Raw genomic sequence first — 13070 nt, 5'->3', positions numbered from 1 at the left:
CGGGCAAAGCTGTAGTAGTCTATCCGGTCAATCGATCGCAGTCCGGAAAACGCTGAGCCAAAGAGAACGGGCGGGACAGGTGCTTCATATCGCAGCCTGGTCTCATCCTAAGTCGATGGGCTGGAATTGCTCAATGTGATCGAACAGGGCCCAGAGCAAGGTCTACAGCGCGTTTCATGGACGTTGGATCATCGAACAGAGCCAGATGCAGTGTTGCGCCTTCGAGACGAGCAAGATCGTCGGCTGCGATAATGGTCGCTGTTTCGCGTGGCATCGCCCTTGCCAGAATGTCGGTCATGCGGTCGAGGTGAGACCGGAAGAAATCGCGCACGGCCTGCTTCGCCAGTGGCGTGTCGTCTCCTATCCCGTAAGCGAGATGAAATCCGACGCAGCGATGCCGATCCGTCAATGCAGCGGCGATCGAACGGATCACGGCCTCATATGCGGTCTTCCAGTCAGGGCTGCTTATGCCCGGCTGGGAGAACGTCGTGTTCAACGTCATTTCCAGCACTTCGGGAACAAGCGCCTCCTTGTTCGGGAAGCGCATATAAAGGGAGGCCTTTCGCAAGCCCACCCGATCGGCAAGGTCTTGCATCGACGCGCCAGCATAGCCTTTTTCGCGAAAAAGCTCGCGTGCCGCCAAGATGATCTCGTCCTTGCTGACCTTCATCGCAGTCTCTCTATCTTGTTCGCTTTGATCCCATTCTGGAATGCGACAATTCGCAGTAACACGACTATGCACTATTTACAAACGACCGATCGGTAGTATTTTGTGATGCGAACCGGTGGCCCGTTTTTGTGCCGCCTTCCGCGGAAGGAAACGTCCAGGAGACTGTCCATGACAATCAGCTACAAATACCAGCAAGTGGGTAAGGTGAACGTATTTTACCGCGAAGCGGGACCCAAAAATGCACCTGTCCTGTTGCTTCTGCATGGCTTCCCATCATCCAGCCACATGTTTCGTGATCTGATCCCGCAGCTTGCAGGCACGTACCGTGTCATTGCTCCGGATTTGCCGGGATTCGGCTATACGCAGGCGCCCCCGCGTGGCGAATTCGATTACAGCTTCGATAATCTAGCCGCCGTCGTTGATGAATTTACGCAAGCCCTGTCGTTAAATAAATACGCGCTTTACGTTTTCGACTACGGCGCGCCGACGGGGTATCGTCTGGCGATGGCGCATCCTGAAAGGGTAACCGCCATCATCAGTCAGAACGGCAACGCGTATCTGGATGGCTTCAGCGATCAATGGACTGCGTGGGAGGAATATTGGCGCAATCCAAGCGCCGAAACGCGCGAAGCCTGCAGGGTCACGTTATCTGCCGATGTAATCGAAAACTGGCAATATCGGACGGGTGCGGATTCCACACGTCTCGGCCCGGATGGATACATGCTCGACATCGCCTTGATGTCGCGGCCGGGAGCGGAAGAGATCCAGCTCGATCTCATTCTCGATTATCGCAGCAACCTTGATCGCTATCCGGAATTCCAGGCCTATTTCCGCAAATATCAGCCGCCGTTACTCGCGGTTTGGGGGCGGCATGATCCGGCATTCATTCCTGCAGGTGCTGAAGCCTACAAGCGGGACCTGCCGGCCGCACATGTGCATCTGCTCGATACGGGGCACTTTGCTCTGGAAACACACTGCAGCGAAATCGCGCAGATGATCCGCAGTTTTCTCGAACAGCATCTGTAACGTCAGGATCGGTGTTGCTTTCCACCTGAATGCAGGAAAGCGGCTCGTTGGGAGCCGCTTTCAGATCCGTGCATGATCGATCAGCGCAGCGCGCCAACCACCAGATCGCGACCGTCTTCGATCGTCACCCAACGGCCGGTATCGAAAGATGCCTGGCGCTTGAGAAAGGTATAGTCGGTATCCGACCACAGCTTCACGTCGGAGTTCAGGTTGTCGAGAATGAAATCGCCTTTGGAGGTGCGCACGGTCAGAACCGCATGGCCTTCGCCGTCGGGCTTGCGCACCACGGTGATCAGCAGATCGGAAAGAGCAAAGCCGCGTTCTGAAAGTTCCTTGCGCTTCTGCAGGGCGTAGTCTTCGCAATCACCGGCATCGACCGGGTATTCCCAATATTCTTCGCGACCGTAAACCTGCATGTCTGTGCGGGCCATAATGCGGTTGTTGACGGAGGAATTGATGTCGTGAATGGCAGTCCAGCCGTATTCCGTCACCTTTGGTGCCGGAGCGGGACGTGTCTTGATACCACACTCGTCTTTATGCCTCTGGCAGAATTCGTAATGGCCGATCGGCTGGGAAGTGACCGAACCCGTGACCATGCTGGCAAGGGTTTTCGGCGCCGGAATGGCGGAGGTTGCCGACGCGAGGGTGACCCCGAGGATCACGGCCAGGAACCGTACCTTCACTGCAATCGTCATATGCCCGTCCTTCAAATTCTTAACGAAAGGTTAAGAGCGAGGCGGGCACAGAGTCAATTATTACCAATCCGTAAACATGTAACTATTGGCGCTTATGGTTAAGATCGGTGCATTTCAGCATCAGCTTATTTTCAGCCCTCATTTACGAGAGTGGCTATTACGGAGCGCATTTTCTGCAGGTCCTGTGGGCGCGACAGACGGTGGTCACCATCTCGGATGAGTGTCAGCACCACGTCGTCCGCCGGAAGGAATTCGACCAGCTTCAATGCGTGTTGATACGGTACGTCGGCGTCTTTCATACCCTGGAGGATATGTACGGGGCAGCCGGTCTCGATAATGCCGGTCAGAACGCGGTTGGTCCGACCGTCCTCAATCAGTTTGGCGGTAAAAATGTTCGGCTCCGGGCTGTATTCGGATATTTCCTCGAAATAGCCGCGTTCGGTCAAAGACTGGCGTTCCTTCTCGCTCAGTGCCGGTTCGATCAGGTCGTGGGTGAAATCCGGGGCAGGGGCGATGAGAACCAGTCCGTCGACCTTGGGAGTGTTCCCGCGTCTTGCCAGTTCCTGCACCATGCGCAGCGCGATCCAGCCCCCCATCGAAGAGCCGACAAGGATCACGCGCTGCGGCGCGACATGATCGATGACGGCAACCGACTCTTCCAGCCAGCGTGAAATCGTGCCGTCGTTGAAATCGCCGCCGGACTGGCCGTGGCCGGAATAATCCAGTCGCAGAGCGGCCACGCCCTGTGTCGCGGCCTGCGCTTCCATTTCCAGCGCCTTGGTGCCGCCCATGTCGGAGCGATAGCCACCAAGCCAGACGAGTGTCGGAGCATCCCTGTGCGCTGCCGCGCGGTGCACATAGGCAATCTCACGTGCGTGACTGCCGGTGCCGACCGTCAGTCGAGCCATCTCGCTGTGTGTCGTCGCGTCCATTGTCTGCTCCTTCGTTTATTCCTATCTATTGTACGGGGCTTATAGCTGCGCCGTCATAAAACATATAGCTGACATGCCAACGGCAGGTGATCTTTCCGGCGCGATATGCTATTGACTTCACCGCGTCGATGACGACATTGGCCCGCAATTGCAATTGCGACGCTTATGCTCGCCACCGCAAATTGAAAAAATTCAGGAGTACACGACCATTCGCAGACCTTTCAAAGCCGATGCCCCTGTCAAAGAGGGCCCGCGCTCAAACCGGGAAATCCGTGTTCCCAGGGTCCAGCTTATCGATGCCGAAGGCCAGAATCTCGGTAACATACCCACCGACCAGGCCCTCAAGATGGCCGAGGACGCGGGACTTGACCTCGTAGAGATCTCGCCCAACAACGATCCGCCGGTATGCAAGATCCTCGATCTGGGCAGGCTCAAATATGCCAACCAGAAGAAGGCGGCCGAAGCTCGCAAGAAGCAGAAGGTCGTCGAAATCAAAGAAATCAAGATGCGTCCGAACATCGACACCCATGACTATGAGGTGAAGATGAAGGCGATCCTGCGTTTCTTCGATGAGGGTGACAAGGTTCGCGTGACGCTGCGTTTCCGTGGCCGCGAAATGGCCCACCAGGAACTCGGCATGAAGCTGCTGCTTCAGGTCAAGGAAGACACGGCCGAGATCGCCAAGGTGGAAGCCGAGCCCAAGCTCGAAGGCCGCCAGATGATGATGGTGTTGGCGCCCCGTTAAGGCGCCGCCACTGCTCTTTTGCCGATGAGTGGGGTGTTTCTCGCCTCTCGTGCCCGCAAACGTGGGCTTTTCGGCAGTTTCCCCCATTGCGCTTTCAATCGGACTATGATTATAAGCGCGCGTCCGAACGGTCCGGCAGGGCATGCCGTGGCCGTTGTTAATGCTTGAAACAGCCTCGTCTGCTGTTTCGATACAAAACTGGAGTAGCAAAATGCCCAAGATGAAGACGAAATCCGCTGCTAAGAAGCGGTTCAAGGTTACGGCGACCGGCAAGGTTCTCGCAGCTGCCGCCGGCAAGCGCCACGGCATGATCAAGCGTTCCAACAAGTTCATCCGCGATGCACGCGGTACGATGGTTCTGGCCGAAGCTGACGGCAAGAAGGTTATCAAGAACTACCTGCCGAACGGTCTTTAAGACTAATCGACGACCTGGAACAGTTTTAAGGAGATCATGACATGGCACGCGTAAAACGTGGCGTAACTTCCCGCGCCAAGCACACCAAGACACTCAAGGCAGCCAAGGGCTTCTACGGCCGCCGCAAGAATACGATCCGCGCCGCAAAGGCTGCTGTTGATCGTTCGCGTCAGTTCGCTACCCGCGACCGCAAGGTCAAGAAGCGTAATTTCCGCGCTCTGTGGATTCAGCGTATCAACGCTGCCGTCCGCGAATCCGGCCTGACCTACGGCCGCTTCATCGACGGCCTCAACAAGGCTGGCATCGAAGTCGACCGCAAGGTTCTGTCCGACATGGCCATCCATGAGCCGGAAGCATTCGGCGCCCTGGTTGAAGCCTCGAAAAAGGCTCTGTCCTACCTCAAGGACGCCGGCACCAAGAACGAATTTGAAAGCGCCGTTAAGTAAGCGCTGGACTTTTTCTGAACCAAAAAAAGACCCGCGCGGCGTTGCTGCGCGGGTTTTTTCTTTTTTGGCTTATGGCCTATTATCGGAACCGGATCGGAACCCCAGAGGTGTTAAGGAGCGCTGAGGTGGCTGATGACGTTATCGACATGAGGAGCGGGCCGAACCTGCCCGCCGAAGATATCGCTCCGCTGCTGGCGGCACTTGTGTCGGATCGCGCGCGCGTGCAGGTGGTTTCTCTGTCCTGCGGCACGGTCTGGATCAAGCGGCATGGCGACAAGAGCCGCCGCGCGATCGTCGCGGTACAGGCGGCACTTGCGAGCGTATTGCGTCTATCCTTCATGCGCCCGTCACCGGCTGAAACCGGCGAGGGCATGGTGTCGCGCGATTTGCGCCGCATGGCGCGTTTTGCCGGCAGCAATATTCCGACGGCCGCAATCCTCTACACATGCGGCAATGCCATCGTGCTGAGCGATATTGCGCCGACAGTGGAGCGCCGCCTTCGGGAATTGAAAGAGCATGATCCGGCCGCGCATGACGATCTTCTCGTTTTCTGCAGCGCGGAACTCGGTCATCTTCACCGTGCAGGTCTGTGTCACGGCCGACCTTTCCCGCGCGATATTTTCGTGAACGACGGGCGCCTCGGCTATATCGATTTTGAGGAAGAACCGGAAGCGGTGATGCCGCTCGCCACGGCCCAGGCGCGCGATCTCTGGCTGCTGTTCCTGCAGTTGAGCGACCGCGCCATCGCGCGTGCCCAAGTGCAGGATCGTGCCTATGCGGCATGGGTCACATCGGCGCCGCAGGCCGCGATTGTCGAACTGCACGCCATGACGCGGCAGCTCGGGCGCTTTTTATGGCTTGCCCGGTTGATTGGCCGGATTCACATGGGTAGAGATTTGCGACAATTCATTCTGGCCACCGCCTATCTGACAACAGTATTTCCCGGCTGACGTGGCCGACAGAGCAGGACATCATGACGGAACTCGATACACTGAAGAGCGCTCTCCTTGCCGAGATCGCCGGTGCCGACGACGAAGCGGCCATCGAAGCTGTCCGCGTTTCGGCGCTTGGCAAGAAGGGGTCGGTTTCCGAGCTCCTGAAAACGCTGGGTTCGATGACGCCGGAAGAGCGCCAAAATCGTGGCGCGGCCATCAATGCGCTGAAGACCGAGATCACTGACGCCATTACCGAGCGCAAGACGCTTTTGAAGGATGCGGCGATCAATGCCCGCCTGAAAGCCGAAACGCTGGACGTATCACTGCCAGTGCGCTCGTCGCCGGCCGAGCGTGGCCGTATCCATCCGATCAGCCAGATCACCGACGAAATCACCGCCATCTTCGCCGATATGGGTTTCTCAATCGCCGAAGGGCCGGATGTCGAAACCGACTATTACAACTTCACCGCCCTGAATTTCCCCGAAGGCCACCCGGCCCGCGAAATGCACGATACCTTCTTCTTCCAGCCGGACGAGAAGGGCGAGCGCAAGGTGCTGCGCACCCATACCTCGCCGGTTCAGGTGCGCACGATGGAAGCGCAGGAACCGCCGATCCGTATCGTCATCCCCGGCAAGACCTACCGTCAAGACAGTGATGCCACCCATTCGCCGATGTTCCATCAGGTCGAAGGTCTCGTCATCGACAAGAAGGCGCATGTCGGAAATCTGCGCTGGGTTCTGGAAGAATTCTGCAAGACCTTCTTCGAGGTCGACAGCGTCGTCATGCGTTTCCGCCCGTCCTTCTTCCCGTTCACCGAGCCGTCCTTCGAAGTGGACATCCAGTGCGACCGTTCCGGCCCGATCGTCAAATTCGGCGAGGGCAGTGACTGGATGGAAATTCTCGGCTGCGGCATGGTTCATCCGAACGTGCTGCGCTCCGGCGGTCTCGATCCGGACGAATATCAGGGTTTTGCCTGGGGCATGGGCCTCGATCGTATCGCCATGCTGAAATACGGCATGCCGGACCTGCGCGATTTCTTCAACGCCGATGTGCGTTGGATGAACCACTATGGTTTCCGCCCGCTCGACATGCCGACGCTATTCGGTGGTTTGAGCCAGTAATTCGGAGCGCTTGCGAACAGGATCATCCATGAGCGAGATGGCAGTGCAGCAGCAAAATCTTCATCGGGGCGGATGTCGTTGCGGCGCCATCCGCTTCGAGGCGACGGCTGATCCAATCTATGCCAGCTATTGCCATTGCGGTGATTGCCGGCGTGCAAGCGGTGCTCCTGTTGCAGCTTTCGTGGGTTTTCATGCCGCAGATGTGACGTTTGAAGGAGCAAGCGCCGCCACTTACGGCGTAGCTCCCGTCAACCGCAGCTTTTGCGGCACTTGCGGTGCGCCGATCGCCTATACGGACGAACGGCTTTCCGACCGCATTTTCTTCATGCTCGGCGCCATGGATGCGCCGGAAAATTATCCGCCGCGCGTGCACGGCTATGTGCGCGAGCAGCTTCCCTTCTTCCATGTCGATGACGGCCTCCCACGGATGGAAACCATGACCGTGCCGAGGCCTTCAGGAGAAAACCAATGAAATTCACGCTTTCCTGGCTCAAGGATCATCTTGAGACCGACGCCACACTCGAGCAGATCTGCGAGCGCCTGACGGCGATCGGTCTCGAAGTCGAGGATGTCGACGATAAGGCGGCCTACAAGCCTTTCGTCATCGCAAAAGTTCTCTCGGCGGAAAAACACCCCGAGGCAGATCGCCTCAAGGTTCTGTCGGTCGATGCCGGTCCTGACGTCAATGGCGGCAAGCCGCTACAGATCGTCTGTGGCGCGCCGAATGCTCGCGCCGGTCTGGTCGGCGCATTGGCGCGTCCGGGCGATTATGTCCCGGGCATCGATGTGACGCTGTCGGTCGGAAAGATCCGCGGTGTCGAAAGCCATGGCATGATGTGCTCGGAAAAAGAGCTCAACATGTCGGAAGATCATAACGGCATCATCGATCTTCCGGCCGATGCGCCGATCGGCACGTCGTTTGCGGCCTATGCCGGCATCGACGATCCGATGATCGAGATCAACCTGACGCCGAACCGCCCGGACTGTACCTCGATCTACGGTATCGCCCGTGATCTGGCCGCTTCCGGTCTCGGCACGCTGAAGGCACCAGTTGCCCCGGCGCTGAAGCTTGAAGGCGAGACGTCTGTCAGCCTGACGATCGATCTCGATGACCAAAGACTTTGCCCCGGTTTCGGCCTGCGTCTTGTGCGCGGTGTCAAGAACGGCCCGAGCCCGGCATGGATGCAGACGCGCCTCAAGGCCATCGGCCTTCGCCCGATCAATGCGCTGGTCGATATCACCAATTACATGACCTTCGACCAGGGCCGCCCGATGCACGTCTTCGACGCGGCGAAGGTTAAGGGCGATCTCGTGGTTCGTCGCGCCACTGACGGTGAAACGGTGTTGGCGCTCGATACCCGCGAATACAAGCTGGGCCCGAACAATGTCGTCATCGCCGATGACAACGGCGTCGAGTCGATCGGCGGCATCATGGGTGGCGAACATTCCGGCTGCGACGAAAACACCGTCGACGTGTTGATTGAATCGGCGCTCTGGGACCCGATCAATATCGCCAAGTCGGGCCGCACGCTCGGCATCATCACCGATGCGCGTTATCGTTTCGAACGTGGCGTTGATCCGGAATACATGGTTCCCGGCCTCGACCGCACCACGCAGCTGGTTCTGGACCTCTGCGGCGGCACCCCGGCGGAAGCCAAGATTGTCGGTTACAAGGGTTACGAAGCCAAGTCGGTCGATTTCCCCTATGCCGAAGTCAAGCGCCTCACCGGCCTCGGCATCTCCACCGATGAAAGCCGCGACATCCTCACCCGCCTAGGCTTCACGGTCGAAGGTTCTGGCGAGCGTGTGTCCGTCAAGGTGCCGTCCTGGCGTCCTGACGTCGATGGCAAGGCCGATCTCGTCGAAGAGGTCATGCGTATCCACGGCGTCGACCAGATCAAGCCGGAACCGCTTGAAAAGCTGTCTGCTATCAACAGCCGTATTCTGACGACACTGCAGATCCGCACCCGCACTGCCAAGCGTGCGCTTGCCTCGCGCGGCATGCTGGAAGCCGTCACCTGGTCCTTCATCCCGGAAGATCAGGCAAAACTTTTTGGCGGCGGTTCGCCGTCGCTGAAGCTGGCCAACCCTATCGCGGCCGACATGTCCGACATGCGCCCGTCGCTTCTGCCGGGTCTGCTGACGGCTGCCCAGCGCAATGCCGACAAGGGTTTTGGCGATGTGGCAATCTTCGAAGTGTCGGGCACCTACGAGACCGATACGCCGGAAGGCCAGCGTCGTGTCGCCGGCGGCATTCGTCGCGGTACCGCCTCCATCAATGGTGCCGGCCGCATGTGGTCGAACACCGCCAAGGGCGGCGGCAAGCCGGTCGATGTTTATGATGCCAAGGCCGACGCGCTTGCCGTGATCGAAGCCTGCGGGCTGCCGATGGGCAATGTCCAGATCGAACAGGGCGGCCCCGCATGGTACCATCCGGGCCGTTCCGGCACGATCAAGATGGGTCCGAAAATCATTCTCGGCACGTTTGGCGAGTTCCATCCGAAGACGCTGGATACGCTCGATGTCTCCGGCGCGCTTTGCGGTTTCGAGATCTATCTCGATGCCATGGCCGAGCCGAAGAAGAAGGCCACCCGCACCAAGCCGGGTCTTGAGCTTTCGCCCTTCCAGGTGGTCAAGCGCGACTTTGCCTTCGTGGTCGGTTCGGACATCGAAGCCGGCGCCATCATCAAGGCGGCCCAGACCGCCGATCGCAAGCTGATCACCGGCGTCAACGTTTTTGACGTCTTTGCCGGCGCATCGCTTGGCGAGGACAAGAAGTCGGTCGCCATCGAAGTGCTGATCCAGCCGGTCGACAAGACACTGACTGACGAAGATTTCGAGGCGCTGACGAAGAAGATCGTCGCCAATGTTGAAAAGACCACCGGTGGCGTTCTGCGCGCCTGATCGGGCGATTGCCGAATAACGAAAGCCCGCCGTTTCATCAACGGCGGGCTTTTGTTTGAATGGACTTGCTGCGATCGGCGCTTACTCGGCGGCGTTCTGCACGATTTCCACCATCTCGTAGGAATAACCCTCCAGCATCGCATAAGCGCGTTCTATCGAGTCTATCTGTGCTTCGGACTTGGTGATGGCCTCGCCGATCGTATCGGTGCGGGCGCGGAACATGCGGCCGAGAATGTCAGCTTCTGGGCGCTTGCCGATACGGTCGAGATGGTTGCGGATGCGGCCGCGATGGCGCTCCATTTCAAGAATGTGGAAACGGGCGCTGACGATCTGGTCGGTCAGCTTGCGACGCATGGCTGCAACGGGATCGAAACTGCCCGGCTCGCGTTCATCGAGGATGAGTTCGTTCATCAGCGTTTCGAGGACCAGTACGCTTTCGAGATCTTTGGTATCGGCAAGGGCTGGGTCATAACCCGTATCGTCATAGACCTTGCGGCGGATCGGATCGATCAGCAGTTCGTAGGAATTGGTCAGTTTGCTGAAGGTTTCCACGTCGCCGCCTGCATCAGGATGTGAGGTCTTTGCCTGTTTGCGATAGGCGCCCTTGATGGCGGTGCCATCGGCATCACGGGTCACTCCAAGAATGTCGTAAGGGTCGATCATCAGTTCACATCTCTTGGTCGCGACGTAATCAAAGTCCTAATATAAACTTGTGGGTTGCCCCCTGGCGAAACCGCTCGCCTATCCGTCAAGCAGGCAGGCTGGGCGATTCTGTGGCGCAAATCGCACAAAACATGGCTGTGGTAGCCAAAGAACGTTAAAAAAAAGCCCCGCGCGGGAGCGGGGCTTTCGTTTGATCTTCAAAATGTTCGCAAGTCGCCAGTTCAAAGGTAGAAATACTAAATAGAACCTATGTGATTGCAACTTTTTCGCGCGTATTGTGCGCAAGCACACGAATGCAAACGCGACGTTATACCATCAGGTTCAGGTATTCGGGCGGTTGTCGCCGACCTTGCTGTTGGTTGACGACGTCTTGCCGTCCGCCTCCTGACCGTAATAGGTGCCGCCAAGGTGGCCGCCTGAACTGGTGTTTTCCACCTGGCGCTTTGCGCGTTTGATGGCTTTATCCACGTCACTCTTGCTCATGATCTGCCTCCATCTTTTGGGGTAGTGGCAGGAAATCAACCCATGTCGGCGGCATATGTTCCGAATTTTTCGAACAAACCGGTTGACCATGGCGGGTATCAGGCATATTTGGGAACGATCATTTCCGAATATGGTTTCGTCAATCATGACCGCCTTAGATGTAGCTCCGGCAACGCAGCGCCCCGTCGGTCGGCCGCGTGAATTCGACATGGATGCCGCGCTCGACAAGGCCATCGTCGTCTTTACCGAGCGCGGTTATCATGGCACTTCGATTGGTGATCTCAGTACCGCCATGGGCGTGACCTCCGGCAGCCTCTACAAGGCCTTCGCCGACAAGAAGGCGATCTTTCTCGCCGCCTTCGATCGTTACAAACTGGTGCGCAATGCCTGTCGTGACGAAGCGATCGCGCCCGGCAGAAACGGCCGTGAACGCATCCGTCTGCTGCTGCATTTTTATGCCGATGGCGCCCATGGCGAGATGGGCCGCCGTGGCTGCCTCGTCGTTGGTGCAGCCGTTGAACTCGCGCTGTTCGATGCCGAGGCCGATGCCCGCGTCGCCCGCTCGCAGGCCGGGTTCGAGACGCTGTTCGAACGTCTGGTTCGCGAGGGCCAGACCGATGGTTCGATCGGTGCACATATCGATCCGCCGATCACCGCCCGTCTTCTCTACGCCGTCATCCAGGGCATGCGTGTCATCGGCAAGGGCGGGCAGGATTTTGCCCGCGCCCTGTCGATCGCCGATGCCGCCCTGAAGATCCTCGATTGATTTTTATACCTCCAGCCTCCCGGGAGTTTTTATGACCCTCCAAGCCACCGAGGAAAACACCGCGTTTTCCGAACCGGACGAACAGCAAAAGTCGGCCGGCATTTCGACGGCCATGACCTTTCTCATGGCCGCAGCCGTGGGCCTCATCTGCGCCAATATCTATTATGCCCAACCGCTCGCCGGCCCGATCGCCGCCGCCATCGGTCTGCCGGCGGAAGCGACCGGTCTGATCGTCACGCTGACCCAGATCGGCTATGGCCTCGGGCTTCTCTTTGTCGTGCCGCTGGGTGATCTGGTGGAAAATCGCCGGCTGATCGTGATCATGATCGCCATCGTTACCGTGGCGCTTCTTGCCGCCGCCGTTTCCTCCACGCCCGCTCCATTCCTCGCCGCCTCGTTGATGATCGGCCTCGGTTCGGTTGCGGTGCAGATGATCGTGCCCTTCGCCGCCAGCCTTGCGCCGGATGAAAGCCGTGGTCGTGTCGTCGGCAATGTCGTCAGCGGCTTGATGCTCGGCATCATGTTGGCACGGCCGGTCTCCAGCTTCATCGCCCAGTTTTCCTCCTGGCACACGGTGTTTTATCTCTCCGCTGCCGTGATGGTCGTGCTCGGCGTCGTGCTGGCGATCAAACTGCCCAAACGCCGGCCGGAAACCAGTCTCAACTATCTGTCGCTGCTCGGCTCCATGGTTTCGCTCGCACTGACTCAGCCGATCTTGCGTCGGCGCGCCGCCTATCAGTTCGGCCAGTTCGCCAGCTTCAGCCTGTTCTGGACGGTTACCCCGCTCCTGCTGGCCGGCCCGGCCTTCGGGCTCAGCCAGGCCGGTATCGCGCTGTTTGCACTCGCCGGTGTTGCTGGCGCCATTGCCTCGCCAATTGCGGGACGTCTCGCCGATCGTGATCTCGGCCGTCCTGCCACGGCCCTCGGCATTGCCGCGCTGGTCGTGGGCTACCTGATCACGCATATCGCGCCGGAAGGGTCCTGGTTGGCGCTCGGGTTGCTCACGCTTGCCGCCATCCTGATCGATTTCGGGGTCTCCACCACCTTGGTCATCAGCCAGCGCGCTATCTATGGCCTCAACCCCAGCCTGCGCAGCCGCCTCAACGGCCTGTTCATGGCAGCCTTCTTCGTCGGCGGTGCGCTCGGTTCGGCCATCGGTGCCTGGGCTTATGCGAAGGGTGGCTGGTCGCTGGCATCATCGATCGGCATTGCCCTACCGATCGTCGCCTTCCTCTATTTCCTCACGGAAAAGCGGGCAAAGGCCTGATA

Annotated in this window: 15 protein-coding genes; 10 read left to right on the top strand and 5 right to left on the bottom strand. The window is 58.6% G+C overall.

Going from position 1 to position 13070, the window contains the following annotated elements:
- Positions 1-130: 130 nt before the first annotated feature.
- On the bottom strand, positions 131-670 hold the full coding sequence (locus GAO09_RS01980; RefSeq protein WP_153352368.1) for a TetR/AcrR family transcriptional regulator: 540 nt from the start codon (positions 668-670) through the stop codon (positions 131-133).
- Positions 671-838: 168 nt separating this feature from the next.
- Here GAO09_RS01980 and GAO09_RS01975 point away from each other — a divergent pair, with 168 nt between their 5' ends.
- Complete coding sequence (locus tag GAO09_RS01975) at positions 839-1696, top strand: alpha/beta fold hydrolase (protein ID WP_153352697.1); 858 nt, start codon at positions 839-841, stop codon at positions 1694-1696.
- Positions 1697-1776: 80 nt separating this feature from the next.
- Here GAO09_RS01975 and GAO09_RS01970 read toward each other — a convergent pair whose 3' ends face one another.
- Together GAO09_RS01970 and GAO09_RS01965 are read right to left on the bottom strand one after the other, a co-directional pair.
- The gene (locus GAO09_RS01970) at positions 1777-2391 is read right to left on the bottom strand and encodes a transglutaminase-like cysteine peptidase (protein ID WP_153352367.1); all 615 of its coding nucleotides are present in this window, start codon (positions 2389-2391) and stop codon (positions 1777-1779) included.
- Between the two features lie 131 nt (positions 2392-2522).
- On the bottom strand, positions 2523-3323 hold the full coding sequence (locus GAO09_RS01965; protein WP_153352366.1) for an alpha/beta hydrolase: 801 nt from the start codon (positions 3321-3323) through the stop codon (positions 2523-2525).
- A 208-nt stretch (positions 3324-3531) separates the two neighbouring features.
- On the opposite strand from GAO09_RS01965, the gene infC reads away from it, so the two are divergent.
- The 7 genes from infC to pheT all read left to right on the top strand — a co-directional run bounded on the left by infC (position 3532) and on the right by pheT (position 9889).
- Complete coding sequence (infC, locus tag GAO09_RS01960; RefSeq protein WP_324184998.1) at positions 3532-4068, top strand: translation initiation factor IF-3; 537 nt, start codon at positions 3532-3534, stop codon at positions 4066-4068.
- 211 nt (positions 4069-4279) lie between these two features.
- Positions 4280-4483: a 50S ribosomal protein L35 gene (gene rpmI / locus GAO09_RS01955; protein WP_112729593.1), complete on the top strand. Its 204-nt coding sequence runs from the start codon at positions 4280-4282 to the stop codon at positions 4481-4483.
- A gap of 41 nt (positions 4484-4524) precedes the next feature.
- The gene (gene rplT / locus GAO09_RS01950) at positions 4525-4929 is read left to right on the top strand and encodes a 50S ribosomal protein L20 (protein ID WP_112729594.1); all 405 of its coding nucleotides are present in this window, start codon (positions 4525-4527) and stop codon (positions 4927-4929) included.
- A gap of 125 nt (positions 4930-5054) precedes the next feature.
- Positions 5055-5879, top strand: coding sequence for a BUD32 family EKC/KEOPS complex subunit (locus GAO09_RS01945; protein WP_153352364.1), 825 nt, complete (start codon positions 5055-5057; stop codon positions 5877-5879).
- Between the two features lie 23 nt (positions 5880-5902).
- Positions 5903-6985 carry a phenylalanine--tRNA ligase subunit alpha gene (pheS, locus tag GAO09_RS01940; RefSeq protein WP_153352363.1) on the top strand — a complete coding sequence of 361 codons (1083 nt, stop codon included), beginning with the start codon at positions 5903-5905 and terminating at the stop codon, positions 6983-6985.
- A 28-nt stretch (positions 6986-7013) separates the two neighbouring features.
- Complete coding sequence (locus GAO09_RS01935) at positions 7014-7457, top strand: GFA family protein (RefSeq protein ID WP_235937881.1); 444 nt, start codon at positions 7014-7016, stop codon at positions 7455-7457.
- The gene (gene pheT / locus GAO09_RS01930; protein ID WP_153352362.1) at positions 7454-9889 is read left to right on the top strand and encodes a phenylalanine--tRNA ligase subunit beta; all 2436 of its coding nucleotides are present in this window, start codon (positions 7454-7456) and stop codon (positions 9887-9889) included. Before GAO09_RS01935 ends, pheT begins: the two co-directional genes overlap by 4 nt.
- A gap of 81 nt (positions 9890-9970) precedes the next feature.
- Here the strand turns inward: pheT and GAO09_RS01925 are convergent, their stop codons facing one another.
- Together GAO09_RS01925 and GAO09_RS29510 are read right to left on the bottom strand one after the other, a co-directional pair.
- The gene (locus GAO09_RS01925) at positions 9971-10552 is read right to left on the bottom strand and encodes a J domain-containing protein (RefSeq protein ID WP_153352361.1); all 582 of its coding nucleotides are present in this window, start codon (positions 10550-10552) and stop codon (positions 9971-9973) included.
- Positions 10553-10873: 321 nt separating this feature from the next.
- Entirely contained in the window at positions 10874-11035 is a 162-nt protein-coding gene (locus GAO09_RS29510; protein ID WP_209018571.1) for a hypothetical protein, read from the bottom strand.
- A gap of 145 nt (positions 11036-11180) precedes the next feature.
- Here GAO09_RS29510 and GAO09_RS01920 point away from each other — a divergent pair, with 145 nt between their 5' ends.
- Entirely contained in the window at positions 11181-11801 is a 621-nt protein-coding gene (locus GAO09_RS01920; protein WP_153352360.1) for a TetR/AcrR family transcriptional regulator, read from the top strand.
- A gap of 31 nt (positions 11802-11832) precedes the next feature.
- Positions 11833-13068 carry an MFS transporter gene (locus GAO09_RS01915; protein WP_153352359.1) on the top strand — a complete coding sequence of 412 codons (1236 nt, stop codon included), beginning with the start codon at positions 11833-11835 and terminating at the stop codon, positions 13066-13068.
- Positions 13069-13070 lie beyond the last annotated feature (2 nt).

Origin of the sequence: Endobacterium cereale (assembly GCF_009617585.1) — a bacterium.
GTDB classification, from domain to species: domain Bacteria; phylum Pseudomonadota; class Alphaproteobacteria; order Rhizobiales; family Rhizobiaceae; genus Neorhizobium; species Neorhizobium cereale.
This window is presented reverse-complemented; position numbering and strand designations above follow the sequence as displayed.